Below are 17,902 nucleotides of genomic sequence, written 5' to 3' on the forward strand. Positions count from 1 at the left end.
TTTCTTATATTATCACATTGCCACATCGGCACATTGAAAATTACTTCGTTTTCTTCACGTATTGCGTCAAAATATAAATACTTTGGTTTTCCACTCTACCTTCAATCAGGTTAGCGTCGTCCCAAACTAATTTAATGTTGTGTACGGCAGCTCCACGTTTTGCGGTAAAAGTAGCACCTTTTACATCTAAATCTTTAATTAACACAACCGAGTCACCATCTAATAAAGTTACGCCGTTGCTGTCTTTATGTACAATTTTGTTTTCGTCTTCTTCTTCGCCTTCACCCGTTGCTTTTGCCCATTCTAATGCTTCTTCGTCTAAGTACATCATATCAAGCAAATCGTTATTTTTCAAACGGGCTAACATGCGCCAAGATAAAATTTGAACTGGTAAATGCTCACTCCACATACTTTCCGATAAGCCTCTCCAGTCTTTTTCATCTGTAGTTTCTGGGTTTTCAATTTGGTCTTTTAAGTGTTTTGCAACTAAAACCGAATGTTCTAAGCTTTCTGCAGTGTGAGGTAGCAACGTGTACACAACTAAATCATGTTCGGCACCACTAATTTCGCAAACTGAACCACTGCGGTCTTTCAGTTTTTTTTCTATTACACTCATTTTGAATGGATTTTACGTAAATAAATATTTTGCGAGCAAAGTTATAAATTGAATTTAATTATCTTTGATTATTCGATTAAAATCTACTTAAAATGAAGAAATTACTCTTAATTATAGCTTTGTTTCCTTTTTTATTAGCTACCCAATGCGATGATGAGGATAATGGAATTGCTTGTACTGAAGAAGCAAGAGCTGGCTTAAACATCACAGTTAAAGATGCTGAAACCAATGTGTATTTAAACGAAGGTGTTGCTGTGGTAGCTACCGATGGAAGTTATTCTGAAGCCTTGATAAGTTTTGATGTAGCAGAACCAATTTTTTCTGGCGCTTATGAGCGAGAAGGGAATTATACTATTACGGTTTCAAAAACTGGTTATGTAACCTTTACTTCTGAAGTAGTAAGTGTTACTTCTGATGTTTGTCATGTAATTCCGCAACAAAGAACTATCTTACTTCACCCAGAATAAAAAAAGGAAGTCAATTAGACTTCCTTTATAAATATATTTTTACAATTTTTATAAATTGAAAGAAGCTCCAATTGATAAATTAAACTGATTATTATATTTTTCAAACCCTCTAGGATTATTATCATAATGAGCAATTGGTAATTGTATTTCAGAGTACAATCCAAAACCATCCGTAATAAAATAGCGAACACCAAAATGTGCACCAAAATTTTTAATTCCGATATTTAATCCAGGATAGATATCTACTTTTTCTTCGATGCCAAAGACATCGGCAATATTAGCACTAAAGCGAGCTCTAAGATCAAAACGGTCATCAAAATTTGGTTTTTCTCCAGCTACTTCTTCAATTCCCAATAAATACAAAGAGGTAAAACCAAACGACATATTTGTTCCTATTCCTCTATCATAAGTAGCAATTACTCCAGTTCCTTTTTCTTGAATGTTTGCTCCCACTTGAAACTTAGTATCTCCTTTTCCTTTAAAAACTTGCGCATTTGACATTTGAACTGCGGCTAATAAACAAACTACTGCTAGTATTTTTTTCATCGTATTAAAATTAAAATTGAGTACAAATATACTAATAATTAATTTCTCCCTTTTTCGTTAGGATATAGACCTGGCAATGAGTCACTTTGCCAGAATTCTTTAGTATCAACATCCATAATAGTTAAAGTGCCTTTAAAGGCTGCTCCAGTATCTACATTCCAAACGCAGGCTTTATTTACTGGAATTGTTTCATCAATCTTAGTAACGGGAGTGTGTCCAATGTAAATTTCTTTATATATTTTTAAACGATTTGGATAGGTAATCGCATCTTTTGAAAGTTGATTATCCATCGCCAATGCGGTTTCCCATAAAGTTCTATCCCAATAAAAAGCAGCTTTAAAAAATTCGTGTTCCACACCTCTCATATTAGTAAAACCAGCATGAATGAACAATCTATTTTCATTATCTAAATAATAATTTTGAAGCGATTGCAAGAAATGAATGTGTTTTTCTTTGGTTGCCACGTCGATTTTTTGATAAGATAAAACGGTTGCCTCACCTCCATGTTGAAACCACAATTTTTCATCGATATTTTCGTTATTGCCTAATAACCAGTATAATAGAAGTTCGTCATGGTTACCTCGAATAAAAACACAATTTTGTTTTTTTTGCAAATCTATTAGAAAATCTAAAACCGCTGGAGATTCGCTCCAACCATCTACATAGTCACCTAAAAAAATTAATGTGTCGTTTTCATCACAGTTAATTTTTTTTAGTACTTGAAGTAATGCTTTTAGACCTCCGTGGATGTCTCCGATGACAAATTTTTTCATAAAAACTCAATAAACGCTGAAAAATAAAAGTGAAAATTTACAGAAAATCTGTAACAACAATATAAAAAGGGATTATTACTTTTATAATGCAAAATTCGACAAAAAATTCAATTAAAAAATTAAAACAAAAAATAAACAATTAAAATCCAATTCACTATGAAAAAAACAGTTAAACTATTCGGTTTATTAATGGTTAGTGTTGTATTATTTTCATGTTCATCTGACGAGCAAGATGCAGACTTAGAAAGAGCTATTAAACTATCAGAGAACATGCAACAAATTCAAGCAAGAGAAGTTGACGAATCCAAGTCGGATACTATCGTAAAAGATGAAACACAAATGGATACTATTGCAAGAGAAGAAACAAATCCAGTAATTATAGTAAAGAAAGATTAATAACTAAAAAAATTATAAAATGAAAACAGTATTAGTGTTATTAGTAAGCTCTTTGTTCGTTTCAAATATTCCAAACAACGAAGAAAATGATTCAATTAAAAAAGTAATGGCTTTTAAAATTGAAAAAACAGATAAAATTAAAAAGGAGAGTATTCTTACTTCAAGAACGCCTATAATAATTGTAAAAAGAGATTAATTTATCATCTTTAAACAGTAAATTTGTGAAAAAGCAACTCTTTTAATTGAAACAGATAATAATTTTATTTGGTTTTATTTTTTTCGTTGGATGTAATTCAAACGAGAGAAATCCTATTATTCAAAAAAAGTTAGATTCTTATTTTGAAAATAGTTCAAATGTAAATTTAGATAAGGAAATTCGTTTAAAATATATTGACTCAGCTAAAAATTTAATTCAAGAAGCAAGTGCGAATGATTCAATAAAAATTAAAAATTATTTTAAGTTAGCTAATCGTTATTTTATATTGTTAGAGTATGAAGAATATAAGAAAACAACTAATAAAATTTTAGATATTTCTCAATCAATTAATGATTCATCAAATATTGCTAAGGCAGAATATTATTTAGGAGATTATTATTTTTCTTTTTCTAAAAATGATAGTGCTTATTATTATTATTTAGGAGCAGAAAAAAAATATGAGAAAATACAAGACAAGTCTAATTTAGCAAGAACAATACTTCACAAGGCATATATTTTACTCTTTGAAAAAGATTTTTTAGGCAGTGAATCAGAAACAATTAGGGTTTTAAACATTGCTAAAGAAATTAACGATCAATCTTTAATATACGAATGTTATGTTAATTTAGGTAGTTCCTTATCTGGGTTAGGAAATTTTGAAAAAGGATTGGAATATCATCAAAAAGCACTTATTCAAATCAAAAACATTGATGACGAAAATTATAAGCCTGTTTTTAAAGCTCAAACTTTAAACAATATAGGTTTTGTCTACTTAAGTATTGACAAATTCAATGAAGCAAGTCAAATTTTTGCAGAAGGCTTAAAAATCAATAACCTAAAAGACATTCAACCTGTTTTATATTCATCTTTACTTGACAATTATGCATATTCTATTTTTAAAACCAATAAAAATGAAGGTTTAGAGGATTTTCAAAAAGCTCTAGCGGTAAGAGATGAAATTGGAGATGTACTTGGAAAAATCAACAGCAGAATTCATCTTACCGAATATTATCTTTCTCAAAACGATACTTTAAAAGCACTTCAACTTAACAGTGAAGCCAACAAATTAGCTAAAGAATCGCATTACAACAAAGAAGTTTTAGTAACTCTCGATTTTTTTACAAAGTTACTTCCAAAAGAAGGCTTATCTTATGCTAGAGATTACATCAAATTGAACGATAGTCTTCAAAAACAAGAAAGAGCTACTCGAAACAAACTAGCTCGAATCGAATTTGAAACGGACGAAATTATTTCTGAAAAAGAAACAATTTCTAACCAACGAAAAATTATTTTGATAGCTTCACTATTGATTATTTCATTTAGTTTTCTACTATATGTAATTCTCTATCAAAGAAGTAAGCACAAAGAATTGGTTTTTACTCAGCAACAGCAAGAATCAAATGAAGAAATTTACAGATTGATGCTTAATAATCAGGAAGATATTGATGAAGTAAGAAGAAATGTAAAACGAAATATCGGCTTAGAGCTTCATGATAACATTCTAAATAGACTAGCGGGAGTTAGATTAAATTTATTTTCAATATCTAGAAAACAAGATGAAGAAACCATTAAAAAAGCCTTAGAACACATTGATTACATTAGAGTTATAGAACAAGAAATAAGAGCCTTTTCACATCATCTACATAATGAATCAGAAATATATAAAAGTGGTTTTAAAAATATTTTAGAAGAACTTTTAAAAAATCAAAAGGAAACATATTCTCCAGAATGTAATTTCGAAATATATTATGATGATGCAATGAATAATATGAGTCCTGAAATCAAAATGAATGTCTATCGGATAATTCAAGAAGCATTTAACAACATTAATAAATATGCTAATGCTACTAAAATTGGATTAATACTGGATACGGAAGATGATTTTTTACACTTAGAAATAAATGATAACGGAATTGGTTTTGATGAGAAAAAAGTTAAAAACGGAATTGGCTTAAAAAACATGAAAAGCAGAACTGAAAGTATGAAAGGTCAAATTTCTATTACATCCGAAAAAGGAAAAGGTACACTTATAAAGTTAAAAGTTCCGTTGGTAAATTAAATAAATTGTAAATTTGAAATAAATAAAATCGCGTGAATAAAACAGACTTACATATTTTAATGATTGACGATCACCCATCAATGATTGAGGGGTATAAAAGCATATTGTCTTTTAACGATTTAGGTTTGCGAATCACAACAACTCCAGCTTACAACTGCGAAGCGGCATATAATATAATTGACAGCACACCAGTTTTCAAAGCATTTGATTTTGCTTTTGTCGATTTGAGTTTACCACCTTATTTAGAAAAAAACATTAAAAGCGGTGAAGATTTAGCACTTCTTATTAAAAAGAAATTTCCAGATTGTAAAATTGTTATTCTTACTTCACATGCAGAAGCATTTATTTTAGATGCCATTCAAAAAAATATAGCACCAAATGGTTTGTTAGTAAAAAGTGATTTTACGGCAGATGAGTTTTTATTAGCATTTGAAAAAATTTACAACAATCATTTCTACACAAGTAAAACAGTTGTGGAAAATATTGCTGAATTGCACGAGAAAAGTGATTTCTTAGACGAAAACAACAGAAAACTAATTACCTTATTGGCGGAAGGTGTAAAAACTAAAAATTTACCTCAACGAATGAATTTATCTATAAGTGCAATCGACAAACGAAAAGCACAAATAAAACTCTTCTTTAAAATTGAAAAAGGTAGCGACGAAGACATCATTCGCGAAGCTAAAAAGCACGGATTGATTTAAAATTTTTCAAGAAACGCCCAAAACACTGAAAAATAAAAGTAAAAATATACAGAAAATCTGTAACAATTTTTCTTTTAAGTATAAGTAACTTTATAATCTAAATGATATAGAAAATGAAGTTATATACTAAATTAGTTATCGTACTGTTAATCCTTAGTCTAATTTGGATTTACTTTATCGTTGATTTAACGTATTATACCCTTTTTCAAGAAAAGGCACCTTTTTTTAACACGCTTGATTATAGTTTGCAATTCAAATTAGTGTATATATTGGGAGTTGTACTTTTTGTTTCTTATCTGATGCTGATTTTTTTTAAAAGAAATAATAAAAACCTATATTAATCATATTTCATTTTTCTTAAAATTCGCATTACTTCTTTAAAAGAAACATAAATCATTGGGTTTTCAAATGTTTTAAGATAAGGTTTTGCATCAATTAATTTTTGTTTTGCCTCTTCAAATCCGTTCAAATAGCAAATCATCATAATGTGAGGTAAATTCTCCAAGTCTCTCTTTTCCGAATCCTGCAAAGGCAATCCTTTTTGAAGTTTACTTAACAATGTCAAATTCGAATTGTAAATGTGGTACAACATTTTTCGGTTGTATTGTGGTGGTTCAAACAACATTTCTGAATTCATTTTGTAATAACCATTATCAAAAAAACTCAACGTAACTTTTTCAAACGGATAATAACTCGTTTTATCGTTTAAACCTAAAGAAACATATTCCGTAATTGAAAATGTACTATCATCATATTCGATACTTACTTCGTCTAATGCTGAATAAAACAACTTCACTTGCTCGTTTATCAATTCAATATCAACTCTAGAATAATATACTTTATCCCGAATTTTCTTCTTATTTCCCGCCCAGCAAACCACGAATAATTCTTTAAAAACATGATAGTTAGAAGGAATGTCTTTATGGCGGTTGTTGATGAAATCTAAAACACTTTCTAACGTATGCGCAATGCTATTTCGAGAGCTGTTTTCAATACTGATAACAGTTTCAACATTCTGTTTCGAATACGGAATTTTCTCTTTTGTCGGCGAAGTATTACTTCCTTTTCTAACAAAAGTACTATTGGCTTCAATAGTATGAATTCCTTTTTTAAAATAAGAAGTTTTCGATTTGGGTTTAATCGTAACCAATCCTACCACTTTGTCTTTTGGAAGATTTGGAAAAGGTACATTTTCATACTGAATTTTAGGTGGATTTTCCAAAAAAGCATTCACCAAATTCTGAATTCGGCTATCATCAAAAAAGTCATCACCAACGATTTCATTCGATTCGTCTTCAACTCCAACCACAATATAAGAGTTATTACTTGGATTAGAATTAGAGAGCGCACAAATGTGTTTTAAAAATTTCGCTTTTCCTTCTTTGGTGTGTAAATTCAATTGGCGCTTCTTATCATAAAAACTGTTCTCATCGTGGTGAGATAATATGTTTTTTATAAGAAGTCGCTTGTTTATCATATTTTTAGTGATTAGTAATTAGTGACTAGCAAAAACTAATTACTAGTCACTAATCACTTTTTTAAGGCACTTTATTTCCCATGCTCTCTGTCCAAATAGCGAACCAATCTTGCTTGTCTAATTTCAATGAACACGCTTTCGATAATTGTTGAATTCGAGCTACATTTACAGTTCCGGCAACAGGTAAAATATTCGCAGGATGTTGTAAAATCCAAGCCAATAAAATTAAATCAGAACCTACATGATATTTATCTACAAGCGTAGCTAAAAGCTGTTTTAATCGAAAAGTTTGCTCTGTATTTTCTCTAAAAACAGTTCCTAACGGATTCCAAGCCATCGGCTGAATGTTGTGAATTTGCATGTAATCTAAACTTCCATCTAACATAGCTTCGTGATGCGTTGCTGAAAATTGAACTTGATTAAATGAAATTTCGGTTTTTTGACGCAAAAGTTCTGTTTGAAAAGGTGTAAAGTTGGAAACTCCAAAAGACAATATTTTTCCTTCCGATTTTAGTTTTTCAACTGCTTCGGCAATTTCATCAGCTTGCATTAAAGGACTTGGTCGATGTAAAAGCAAAGCGTCTAAATAATCGGTTTGTAGATTTTTTAGCGAATTTTCAACTGACCAAATGATATATGCTGCAGAATAATCATAATGTTTTACTACATTATTTGGACGATTTTCTGAAATATGTTCAATACCACATTTTGTAATTAATTGAATTTTTTTTCTATCCACTTTACTTTCGGTTAAAGCTTTTCCAAAAGCAGCTTCGGTTGTGTAACCACCATAGATATCGGCATGATCAAACGTGGTAATTTTATTTTCAATACAAATATTAATCAAGTGTGACATTTCAGTGGTACTTAGGTTTTTATCCCAAATACCCCAATTCATCGTTCCAGCGATTATAGGGGATAATTTTACTGACATAAGATGTTGTTTTTTAAAATTTCCTTAAAATTATAAAATAGAATCATAAAACACTCACAAAAAGCACTTTTTTAATCACATTTTAACGCTTAATTAACAACTAAAAATTAAAAAAAATTACAATTTGCATTGTTAAAAAATGTTGTTAATTTCACACCACCAAATTAAACCTTAAAATGGAAGAAAATACATCGAGTTTAGACATAAGAGCAATCAACGAGAAAATAGAAAGAGAAAGTGCTTTTATCGATTTGCTTACAATGGAAATGAACAAAGTTATTGTAGGTCAAAAACAAATGGTAGAACGATTATTAATTGGCCTTTTAGGACAAGGACATATTCTACTAGAAGGAGTTCCTGGATTGGCAAAAACTTTGGCTATCAATACGCTTTCACAAGCTGTACACGGTTCGTTTAGTAGAATTCAGTTTACACCCGATTTATTGCCTGCAGACGTTGTAGGAACCATGATTTACAACATCAAACAAAACGACTTTACCATTCGTAAAGGACCTATTTTCGCGAACTTCGTTTTAGCAGATGAGATTAACCGTGCTCCTGCCAAAGTACAATCGGCTTTGTTAGAAGCGATGCAAGAAAAGCAAGTTACTATTGGCGACGAAACGTTTAAATTAGATAAACCGTTCTTAGTAATGGCAACGCAAAATCCTGTTGATCAAGAAGGAACATACCCATTACCAGAAGCTCAAGTTGACCGTTTCATGTTAAAAGTGGTTATCGACTATCCAAAAATGGAAGACGAGCGTTTGGTAATTCGTCAAAACTTAAAAGGCGCTTTTGAAAAAGTAAACCAAGTGGTTTCTATTGAACAAATTTTAAGAGCTCAAGAAGCCGTTCGGGAAGTATATATGGACGAGAAAATTGAGAAATACATCTTAGATTTAATATTCGCAACGCGTTATCCAGAAAAATACAAATTAGAAAGTCTAAAACCATTAATCAGTTTTGGAGCTTCACCTCGTGGAAGTATCAACTTGGCAACTGCTGCTAAATGTTACGCTTTTATCAAACGTAGAGGTTATGTAATTCCTGAAGACGTTCGTGCTGTTGTGTACGATGTATTACGTCACAGAATCGGAATCACATACGAAGCCGAAGCTGAAAATGTAACCACAGAAGACATTATCAGCAAAATTGTAAACGAAGTTGAAGTGCCTTAATTTTTTGTTTCAAGTTTAAAGTTTCAAGTTAAAGAAACCTGAAACAAAGAAAACCTGAAACCTGAAACAAAATAAAAATGGATACCAAAGAAATTCTAAAGAAAGTTCGAAAAATTGAAATCAAAACCCGAAGATTGAGTGATCATATCTTTTCGGGCGAGTATCACACGTCTTTTAAAGGACGTGGGATGACGTTTTCAGAAGTGCGCCAATACCAATACGGTGACGACGTAAGAGCTATCGATTGGAATGTAACAGCGCGCTACAACGAGCCTTTCGTAAAAGTATTTGAAGAAGAACGTGAATTAACCATGATGTTAATGGTGGACATTTCAGGTTCGGAAAGTTTTGGTACAAAAAATCAACTAAAAAGAGATATGGTTACCGAAATTGCTGCCACATTAGCGTTTTCGGCCACTCAAAATAATGATAAAATTGGTTTGCTTTTGTTTTCGGACCAAATGGAGTTGTTTATTCCGCCTAAAAAAGGAAAATCGCACGTTTTACGAATCATTCGCGAGCTAATCGAATTCGAATCAAAAAGCAAAAAAACCGATTTATCACAAGCTTTGAAATATTTATCTAGCGTTTTAAAAAAGAAAGCAATCGTGTTTTTAATTTCTGATTTCATGGTGAAAGACTACGAACACACGCTGAAAATTGCTTCAAAACGACATGATGTAACCGGAATTCGAGTGTTTGACCAAAGAGAAGAAAGTATTCCAAATATTGGAATTGTAAATATGTTAGACGCTGAAACAGGAGAAACACTTTTGGTTGATACTACGTCAAAAAAAGTGCGAATGGATTACGAAAAATACTATCGTGAAAACATAAATTATTTCAAAGATATTTTTTCAAAATGTGGAGCAGGAACAATTAGTTCTAGAGTGGATGAAAGCTATGTAACCAAATTATTAGGTTATTTTAAAGCGCGTAATTAAGAAAAATGAAAAAGAAAATTTACTTATACATTGCTTTATTGTTCGGATTTTTTGGGTTTTCCCAACAAATCTCGTCTAATATTGATTCTACTCAAATAAAAATTGGATCGCAATTCAATTTAACCATCAAAGCAAAAGTAAACGCAAAAGATAAAGTGGTTTTTCCTGCTGGAAAGTTTTTTGGTGCTTTGGAAATATTAGAATCTTATCCAATTGACACCATAAAAAACGACAACCAATACGAATTAATCAAAAAATACGGGTTGACCCAATTTGATTCGGGACGCTATGTGATTCCGAAATTATTGGTAAAAATCAATCAAAAAGAATTTCGTACCGATTCGCTGTCGATTTTGGTAAACGATGTAAAAGTTGATACGACCAAACAACAAATGTACGACATCAAAGACATCATCGCCACCGAAGAAAAACCGATGAGCGAATGGTGGAAATTACTGATTTTATTGGTATTGATTATCGCTTCTGGATTTGCATCGTACTTCATCATCAAAAGATTACAAAAAGACAAAGAGCAAAAAGAAGAATTTTTTGCTTCGCCAATTGAAAAAGCGATTGCGTATCTTCAAAACTTAGATAAAAAACAATTGGTGCAACGCGGTGATGTCAAAGAATATTATTCTGAAATGACTGATATTACCAGAACGTACATCGAAGAATCGGTTCATATTCCAGCGATGGAAAGTACTTCGAGCGAATTGATAGAATCCCTAAAAAAAGCGATTAAAGACAAGAAAATGTTTGTAAATCGTGAAGATTTGGAAAAATTCAGTCGCGTTTTAGAAAATTCGGATTTAGTAAAATTTGCTAAATCGCAACCTATGTTGTTTGAAATTGAAACCGATAAAAAAATCATCGATAAGTTTTTGTTAATCATCGATAAAGCTTTACCAAGAACCGAAGACCAAGCGGCTATCCTTTTTGCGGAAGAAGTTCGCAAGAAAGAAATGCAAAAACAAAAGTTCAAACGTTTAGTGATGTCTATCGGAATTTCGATGTTTTTATTGGTGGCTTCAGTTGTAATTTTCGCTTATACAGTGGGATTCGATTTCATTAAAGACAATTACATTGGACATTCTACCGAAGAATTATTAGAAAAAGAGTGGATTACGTCTGAATATGGCGAACCTGCTATTATCATTTCAACACCAAAAGTTTTAAAACGCAATAACGACGAGAAAATTCAGAATAATCTTCCCGAAAACGTAAAATCGAACAGTCGATTTATGTATGGAAGTATCATTGATAATTTTTCTATTGTTTTAATTACAACTGCTTTTAAAGATACCACTCGATTGGATTTGGATTTAGCGCTTGAAGTTGATTTAAAAGAATTAGAAAAGTTTGGCGCTAAAAATATTATCGTAAAAACAGGCGAATTCGAAAACGTAAAAGGACTTTCGGGTAAAAAAGCCTACGGAACATTTACCGCTTTTGATCCTGTGAGAGATGAAGATGTGAAAATGGAATACGAAATCATGGTGTTGTCTCAGCCTGGAGGCGCTCAAGAGTTTTTCCTAATTTATAAAGAAGAAGACGAACACGCGAAGCAGATTATAGAGAAAATTCAGAATTCAATCGAACTAAGAAAAGCCAAGAAATAATGGGAAAAGTAACCTTTTTAAATCCGGAATTCTTATGGTTGTTTTTGGTTTTACCATTAGCAATAGGTTGGTTATTTTATAAAAGAAACCAACTTTCAGCAACGGTAAAAATGAGTTCGTTGGAACCATTCAAACAAAACAGAACTTTCTTGGCTAAAGCAAAACCGTTTTTATACGTATTGCGAATTTTAGCATTAAGTTCGATAATCATCGCATTAGCAAGACCAAGAAGTGTTGATGTAACTTCAAAATCAAAAACCACAAAAGGAATTGATATTGTAATGGCGATTGACGTTTCGAGTAGTATGTTGGCCAATGATTTAAAACCAAATCGTCTAGAAGCATTGAAAAAAGTGGCTTCAACGTTTGTGCAAGATAGAATTAACGATAGAATTGGATTGGTCGTTTATGCGGGTGAAAGTTATACGAGAACACCAGTAACTTCTGATAAAACCATCATTTTACAATCGCTAAAAACCATAGAGTATGATGATTCCATTATTGCCGATGGAACCGGAATTGGCGTTGGTTTAGCTACGGCTATTAACCGAATTAAAGACAGCAAAGCAAAAAGTAGAATTATCATTTTATTGACGGATGGTGTGAATAATTCAGGAACTATTGACCCAAGAACGGCTTCCGAAATCGCTAAAGAATACGGCATTAAAGTATATACCATCGGAATTGGAACAAACGGACAAGCCATGTTTCCTGTAGCAAAAGATGCTAATGGAAAATTAGTATTCAGAATGATGCCAGTGGAAATTGATGAAAAACTGATGAAAGAAATTGCAAAAGCAACCGATGCGAAATATTTTAGAGCTACATCAAATAAGAAATTACAAGCCATTTACGACGAAATTAATAAGTTAGAAACTACAGAAATTCAAGAGAAAAAATTCTACAATTATGATGAGAAATACAAACCTTTCGTTTTAATTGCTTTTGTGTTGCTAGGTGTTGAGGTATTGTTGAGAAATTCAGTTTTTAGAGGAATCGTTTAGAAAAAGAAAAAATGTTTGAATTAGAAAGTCCAATATATTTTTATTTATTAGCACTATTACCCATAATAGTGGCACTTTTTCTATTCAATTTGTTTTGGAAAAGAAAAAGACAAGCTGTTTTTGCCGATTTGGAATTGTTTAACCAATTAGCTCCTGAGAAATCGAGCTTCAAACCCGCTTTAAAAACAGGTGTTTTGTTGTTGGCATTAGCTTGCATTATTATTGCTTTGGTAAACCCAAAAATGGGAACCAAAATGGAAACCGTAAAACGTCAAGGAATTGATATTGTTTTCGCAGTTGACATCTCAAAAAGTATGCTAGCCGAAGACGTAGCACCAAATAGACTAGAAAAAACCAAGCAAATTGTTTCGCAAATCATTAATCAATTGGGAAATGACCGAGTAGGAATTGTAGGTTATGCGGGAAGCGCTTACCCTGTTCTACCGATGACGACCGATTATAGCATTGCTAAAATGTATTTGCAAAGCATGAATACCAATATGGTTTCTTCGCAAGGAACCGCTTTTAACGATGCCATTCAATTAGCGGTTGATTTTTTTGATGTGAAAGACACCAGTAAGTTAATTATCCTGATTTCTGATGGAGAAGACCATGGCGAAGGCGCAGAAGATGCTATTGAAATGGCAAAAGAGAAAGGCGTTCGTATTTTGACTATTGGAGTGGGAACTGAAAAAGGCGGTCCAATTCCATTACGAGATGATAAAGGAATAATAGTTTCTTATAAAAAAGACTCAGAAGGACAAACGGTTACAACAAAATTATATCCTGAAGTTTTAAAAAATATTGCCGATAAAACCAAATCGAAATATATTGTTGGCACATCCACAAAAGAAGTGGTTGAAGAACTTAAAAAATCATTAGATAAAATAGAAAAATCAGAATTTGAATCGCAACAAATAGCTGATTTTGAATCGCAATATCAATGGTTTTTAGCGTTAGGGTTTTTGTTATTATTGGTAGATATTTTCCTTTTGGAGAAAAAAACAGCATGGGTGCAAAAGTTGAACTTATTTAATGAAAAGAAACATGCGTAAGATAGTTTACATATTAACATTATTGAATTGCATTACGCTTTTCAGTCAAGAAAAAGATAAAAATCTATACAACGGAAATCAATCGTTTACCGAAAAAAAATACGTGGATGCCGAAGCTGATTATCGGGTAACGGAATCGAAAAAATCACCAAAAAAAGCCGTTGCGGGTTATAATTTGGGAAATAGCATTTATCGACAAAATCAACAAGGCGAAGCACAAATAAAATATATTCAAGCGTTAGAAATTGCCAAAACTAAAGAAGAAAAACATCGAATTTATCATAATTTAGGCAACACCTTCATGCTGGAAAAGAAATATGATTTAGCAGCTGATGCTTATAAAAACGCACTTCGAAACAATCCAAAGGATGAAGAAACGCGTTACAATTATGCTTTAGCCAAAAGAAAGAAAAAAGATAATCCACCTCCAAAAGACAATAAAAAAGACAATAAAGGTGGTGGCGGTCAAGATAATAAACCACAGCCAAAAGATAAAGACGGTAAAAACGACAAAGGAAACGACAAAAAAGATTCTGATAAAGACAATCAGAATAACAAAGATAAACAAGGCGATAACCAACAAGGAAAAGGAGACGGAGAGAAAAAAGAAGATAAAAACGAAAATCCAAAACCAAGTGGTGCCGACAAACAACGCATCGATAATATTTTAGATGCGGTTAATAATGCAGAGAAGAAAGTGCAGGACAAAGTGAATGCTAAGAAGGTAAAAGCGCGTCCGGTTTCAAATGAAAAAGATTGGTAATTCATGAAAAAGATACTTTTAGTTTTATTTTTATCGGTTTTTTATAATTCTATTTCCGCTCAAGTAAAATTTGAAGCGCAAACAGAAAGAAGTTCTTATGGTTTAAACGAGCGAATTCAATTGGTTTTTTCTATCAATAACGAAGGTGATAATTTTGTCCCACCAAAGTTTCCCGGTTTTAAAGCAGAGGGTCCTTTTATAAATAAAGGAAATCAAACTTCGATTACGATTGTAAATGGTAGAGTTACTCAAAAAAGGGAAATTTCAACCCAAATTATTTATTATTTAACACCTACAAAAAAAGGAACATTTACCATTGGTGCTGCTTCTATTGAATTTGATGAAACCATTTATAAATCAGCACCTATAAAAATTACAATTACAGATCCTATCCAAATGCCAACCTATCCTGGTCAGCAACCAACAAATGTGAATTATGGAGAAGGAATTCATTTGGTAGCCGAAATGTCAACTAAGAATCCGTATGTAAACGAACCTGTTACTGTTATTTATAAATTGTATTTCGAACCAAGATCAACCGTTGGAAATTTTAGAAATTTCAAAGCACCAAAATACAATGATTTATGGAGTCAGTACATTGACATGAAACAACTTCGTGCCGAACGTGGAAAGTATAACGGCAAAGATTTCAGTATGGTAGTATTACGAAAAGTAATTTTATATCCATTAGAAGCGGGAGCTAAAACCATTGAACCTTTTAAAATTGATTTAGATGCTGAGGTACCAACAGGTCGTCGCGATTGGTTTGGTGAATACGAAATGCGTGTAATTCAAAAATCACTTTCTACAGGAATGCAAACTATCAATGTAAAACCACTTCCGGAAAACGGAAAACCAGAAGGATTTACAGGCGCAGTTGGAAAATTTGATTTTGTAGTAAAACCATCGAAAACGTCTTTAAAAGCGGGCGAATCTTTAGATTTAGAAGTAAGTGTTTCAGGAAAAGGAAATTTAAAATTATTTACATTACCAAAACCAGTAGTTCCAAGCGCGTTAGAAATGTATGATCCAGCTCATACCGAAAATGTACAAACACCTGTTACGGGTATGACCGGAAAAATTTCGGACAAATACACCATTATTCCTCAGTTTAAAGGAAAATATACGATTAAACCAATGGAGTTTTCGTACTACGATTTGACAAGTAAATCGTATAAAACCATCACTTCAAAAGAAATCATCATTGACGTAGCGGAAGGTGATGGAACATTTGTAGCCAATACACCAAGTGCTAATAAACAAGCCATTCAGAAAAAAGAAGTATTCCAATTCAACAAGTTGAAAACAGAATTTATTTCCGCTTCTAAAAAAGATTTCTTAGGTTCGGGATTGTTTTATAGTTTGTTATTTGCACCATTATTATTGATTCCAATTGTGATGATTGCTAGAAAACAAAAAGAAACAAAAGATGCCGATGTTGTAGGAAACCGAGTTAGAAATAATAACCGATTAGTGAAGAAATATTTATCGGAAGCTAAAAAACAAATGGGTGACAAAGTTCCGTTTTATATGGCAATGGAAAAAGCGTTACACAATTTCTTAAAAGCTAAATTACATATCGAAACGGTTGAAATGAGCAAAGACAACATCATTGAATTGTTACAACAAAGAAATGCTTCAGAAATCAGTATTTCTCAATTTATGGAATTAATGAATGATTGTGAATTCGCAAGATATGCACCAGCAACTGAAACCGCAATGCACAACGATTTTGACAGAGCTATCGAAATAATTACCGAACTAGAAAAACAATTGAAATAATGAAAAACAAGATTATCCTATTCTTTTTGTTTTTGGTTTCATTTGCTAATGCAAGCGAATCAATCGATGCTACTACCTTCAAAAAAGGAAACGATTTATATAACAAAGGCGATTACGAACAAGCGTTGAAATCTTTCGAAAGCATTGTAAATCAAGGCAACGTATCGGCCGATTTGTATTTTAATATTGCCAATTGCTATTACAAATTAGGCAAAGTAGCGCCATCAATTTACAATTATGAAAAAGCATTGCTTTTAAACCCAGATGACGAAGCCATTCAAACCAATCTGTCATTTGCCCAAAAAACGGCAATAGACGACATTAAAATGCTTCCAGAAGTAGGTTTTAAGAAAATGGTGAAAGAGTTTACAAGTACATTTCATTACGATACTTGGGCATGGTTAGCCGTTTTTATTGCTTTCCTGAGTTTACTTTCGTTTTTAGGTTATTATTTTGGAAATACCGTGTTTCTAAAACGCACTTTTTTCAGTTTGTTTCTATTGTTTTTAGTTGGAATTGGCGTAACCATTTTTTCAGCATTTTTACAGAAGAAATTCGACACAAATTACAATCCAGCAATTGTTTTCGCAGAATCAACGACTTTGAAAGCCGAACCTAAAAACAGTTCTGAAGATGTAGTAACACTTCACGAAGGCACAAAAGTTTTCGTTTTAGAAGAATTAGGCAACTGGAAACAAGTAGAACTAACCGATAAAACCAAAGCTTGGATAGATAAAGAAGCGATTAAGGAAGTGAAGAAATAGTGTTCAGTGTTCAGTCGAAAGTGTTCAGACTGAGCTTGTCGAAGCTTTTACTCCTCACTCTCAACTTCCTTCTTCAAACTATCGTACCACCCTTCAATAGTAGGATAAATCGCTTTTGAAATATTTTGAATTGGGTTATAAAACATTGAATTGTCTTGCGTTTCTTTTGAAAGCAGCATGTTGTTGATGTTGATTTTTTCAAAAATAAAAAGCACTACACTCAACGCTAAAATCGTTTTCAATAAGCTAAAAATCACTCCAGCAATTTTGTTAATCCAACCTAAAAAAGCAAAATCGACTAATTTGGTTAAAATTTTTGCGCTTAAGTGAATTCCAATCACCACCAACAAAAACGTAATGATAAAAGCCGTAATTTCAATATATTTCGGATTCCAACTTGGGACAATTCCGGTAAAAATCGCACCTACTAAACTCGAAAATTTAATCGCTAAATAAATTCCAGCAACCAACGCCACCAGAGAAGCCACTTCCACAAAAAGTCCGTTTTCCAACCCTTTATAAACCGCAAAACCTAATAAAACCGTAAAAACAATATCAATAAAACTCATGCAAAAAGAAAATAGATGAAAGAATAAAGAACAAAGACGATAGAATGTGT

General features: G+C 32.1%; 19 protein-coding genes. 13 read left to right on the plus strand and 6 right to left on the minus strand.

The genetic code is table 11. The features are described 5' to 3' along the window. Positions 1–40 precede the first annotated feature (40 nt). Positions 41–616: a PhnA domain-containing protein gene (locus B2741_RS08415; RefSeq protein ID WP_291137566.1), complete on the minus strand. Its 576-nt coding sequence runs from the start codon at positions 614–616 to the stop codon at positions 41–43. A 92-nt stretch (positions 617–708) separates the two neighbouring features. Between B2741_RS08415 and B2741_RS08420 the strand changes: the two genes are divergently transcribed. Next, entirely contained in the window at positions 709–1,083 is a 375-nt protein-coding gene (locus B2741_RS08420; RefSeq protein ID WP_291137567.1) for a hypothetical protein, read from the plus strand. A 48-nt stretch (positions 1,084–1,131) separates the two neighbouring features. Here B2741_RS08420 and B2741_RS08425 read toward each other — a convergent pair whose 3' ends face one another. Together B2741_RS08425 and B2741_RS08430 are read right to left on the minus strand one after the other, a co-directional pair. Continuing rightward, a complete protein-coding gene (locus B2741_RS08425; protein WP_291137569.1) occupies positions 1,132–1,629 on the minus strand; it encodes a DUF6646 family protein in 498 nt (165 codons plus the stop codon). Between the two features lie 38 nt (positions 1,630–1,667). Then, positions 1,668–2,402 carry a metallophosphoesterase family protein gene (locus B2741_RS08430; protein ID WP_291137571.1) on the minus strand — a complete coding sequence of 245 codons (735 nt, stop codon included), beginning with the start codon at positions 2,400–2,402 and terminating at the stop codon, positions 1,668–1,670. 156 nt (positions 2,403–2,558) lie between these two features. Here B2741_RS08430 and B2741_RS08435 point away from each other — a divergent pair, with 156 nt between their 5' ends. From B2741_RS08435 to B2741_RS08450, 4 genes are read left to right on the plus strand one after another with little or no spacing between them, the layout of a single operon-like run. Further along, positions 2,559–2,798, plus strand: coding sequence for a hypothetical protein (locus B2741_RS08435; protein ID WP_291137572.1), 240 nt, complete (start codon positions 2,559–2,561; stop codon positions 2,796–2,798). A gap of 19 nt (positions 2,799–2,817) precedes the next feature. After that, positions 2,818–2,994: a hypothetical protein gene (locus B2741_RS08440; RefSeq protein WP_291137574.1), complete on the plus strand. Its 177-nt coding sequence runs from the start codon at positions 2,818–2,820 to the stop codon at positions 2,992–2,994. A gap of 46 nt (positions 2,995–3,040) precedes the next feature. Beyond that, complete coding sequence (locus B2741_RS08445) at positions 3,041–5,053, plus strand: tetratricopeptide repeat-containing sensor histidine kinase (RefSeq protein ID WP_291137576.1); 2,013 nt, start codon at positions 3,041–3,043, stop codon at positions 5,051–5,053. A gap of 32 nt (positions 5,054–5,085) precedes the next feature. Then, positions 5,086–5,757, plus strand: coding sequence for a response regulator (locus B2741_RS08450; RefSeq protein ID WP_291137578.1), 672 nt, complete (start codon positions 5,086–5,088; stop codon positions 5,755–5,757). A 337-nt stretch (positions 5,758–6,094) separates the two neighbouring features. Here B2741_RS08450 and B2741_RS08455 read toward each other — a convergent pair whose 3' ends face one another. After that, entirely contained in the window at positions 6,095–7,234 is a 1,140-nt protein-coding gene (locus B2741_RS08455) for an ATP-binding protein (protein WP_291137580.1), read from the minus strand. A 61-nt stretch (positions 7,235–7,295) separates the two neighbouring features. Then, the gene (locus B2741_RS08460) at positions 7,296–8,168 is read right to left on the minus strand and encodes an aldo/keto reductase (protein WP_291137582.1); all 873 of its coding nucleotides are present in this window, start codon (positions 8,166–8,168) and stop codon (positions 7,296–7,298) included. A gap of 176 nt (positions 8,169–8,344) precedes the next feature. On the opposite strand from B2741_RS08460, the gene B2741_RS08465 reads away from it, so the two are divergent. From B2741_RS08465 to B2741_RS08500, 8 genes are all read left to right on the plus strand, one after another. After that, the gene (locus tag B2741_RS08465; RefSeq protein ID WP_291137584.1) at positions 8,345–9,349 is read left to right on the plus strand and encodes an AAA family ATPase; all 1,005 of its coding nucleotides are present in this window, start codon (positions 8,345–8,347) and stop codon (positions 9,347–9,349) included. A 77-nt stretch (positions 9,350–9,426) separates the two neighbouring features. Then, a complete protein-coding gene (locus tag B2741_RS08470) occupies positions 9,427–10,293 on the plus strand; it encodes a DUF58 domain-containing protein (protein ID WP_291137586.1) in 867 nt (288 codons plus the stop codon). A gap of 5 nt (positions 10,294–10,298) precedes the next feature. After that, a complete protein-coding gene (locus B2741_RS08475) occupies positions 10,299–11,915 on the plus strand; it encodes a hypothetical protein (protein WP_291137588.1) in 1,617 nt (538 codons plus the stop codon). Beyond that, a complete protein-coding gene (locus B2741_RS08480; RefSeq protein WP_291137590.1) occupies positions 11,915–12,919 on the plus strand; it encodes a vWA domain-containing protein in 1,005 nt (334 codons plus the stop codon). Before B2741_RS08475 ends, B2741_RS08480 begins: the two co-directional genes overlap by 1 nt. A gap of 11 nt (positions 12,920–12,930) precedes the next feature. Continuing rightward, positions 12,931–13,974 carry a vWA domain-containing protein gene (locus B2741_RS08485; protein ID WP_291137592.1) on the plus strand — a complete coding sequence of 348 codons (1,044 nt, stop codon included), beginning with the start codon at positions 12,931–12,933 and terminating at the stop codon, positions 13,972–13,974. Then, positions 13,967–14,737 (plus strand): tetratricopeptide repeat protein, encoded by a 771-nt coding sequence (locus tag B2741_RS08490; RefSeq protein WP_291137595.1) that lies wholly within the window; start codon positions 13,967–13,969, stop codon positions 14,735–14,737. The genes B2741_RS08485 and B2741_RS08490 overlap by 8 nt, the downstream gene beginning before the upstream one ends. 3 nt (positions 14,738–14,740) lie before the next feature. Continuing rightward, positions 14,741–16,519 carry a BatD family protein gene (locus B2741_RS08495; RefSeq protein WP_291137597.1) on the plus strand — a complete coding sequence of 593 codons (1,779 nt, stop codon included), beginning with the start codon at positions 14,741–14,743 and terminating at the stop codon, positions 16,517–16,519. Continuing rightward, on the plus strand, positions 16,519–17,283 hold the full coding sequence (locus tag B2741_RS08500) for a tetratricopeptide repeat protein (protein ID WP_291137599.1): 765 nt from the start codon (positions 16,519–16,521) through the stop codon (positions 17,281–17,283). The genes B2741_RS08495 and B2741_RS08500 overlap by 1 nt, the downstream gene beginning before the upstream one ends. A gap of 47 nt (positions 17,284–17,330) precedes the next feature. On the opposite strand, the gene B2741_RS08505 is transcribed toward B2741_RS08500, so the two are convergent. Beyond that, positions 17,331–17,852: a CvpA family protein gene (locus tag B2741_RS08505; protein ID WP_291137600.1), complete on the minus strand. Its 522-nt coding sequence runs from the start codon at positions 17,850–17,852 to the stop codon at positions 17,331–17,333. Positions 17,853–17,902: the final 50 nt, after the last annotated feature.

It is taken from the genome of Flavobacterium sp. UBA7663, assembly GCF_002483315.1.
Lineage (GTDB): Bacteria > Bacteroidota > Bacteroidia > Flavobacteriales > Flavobacteriaceae > Flavobacterium.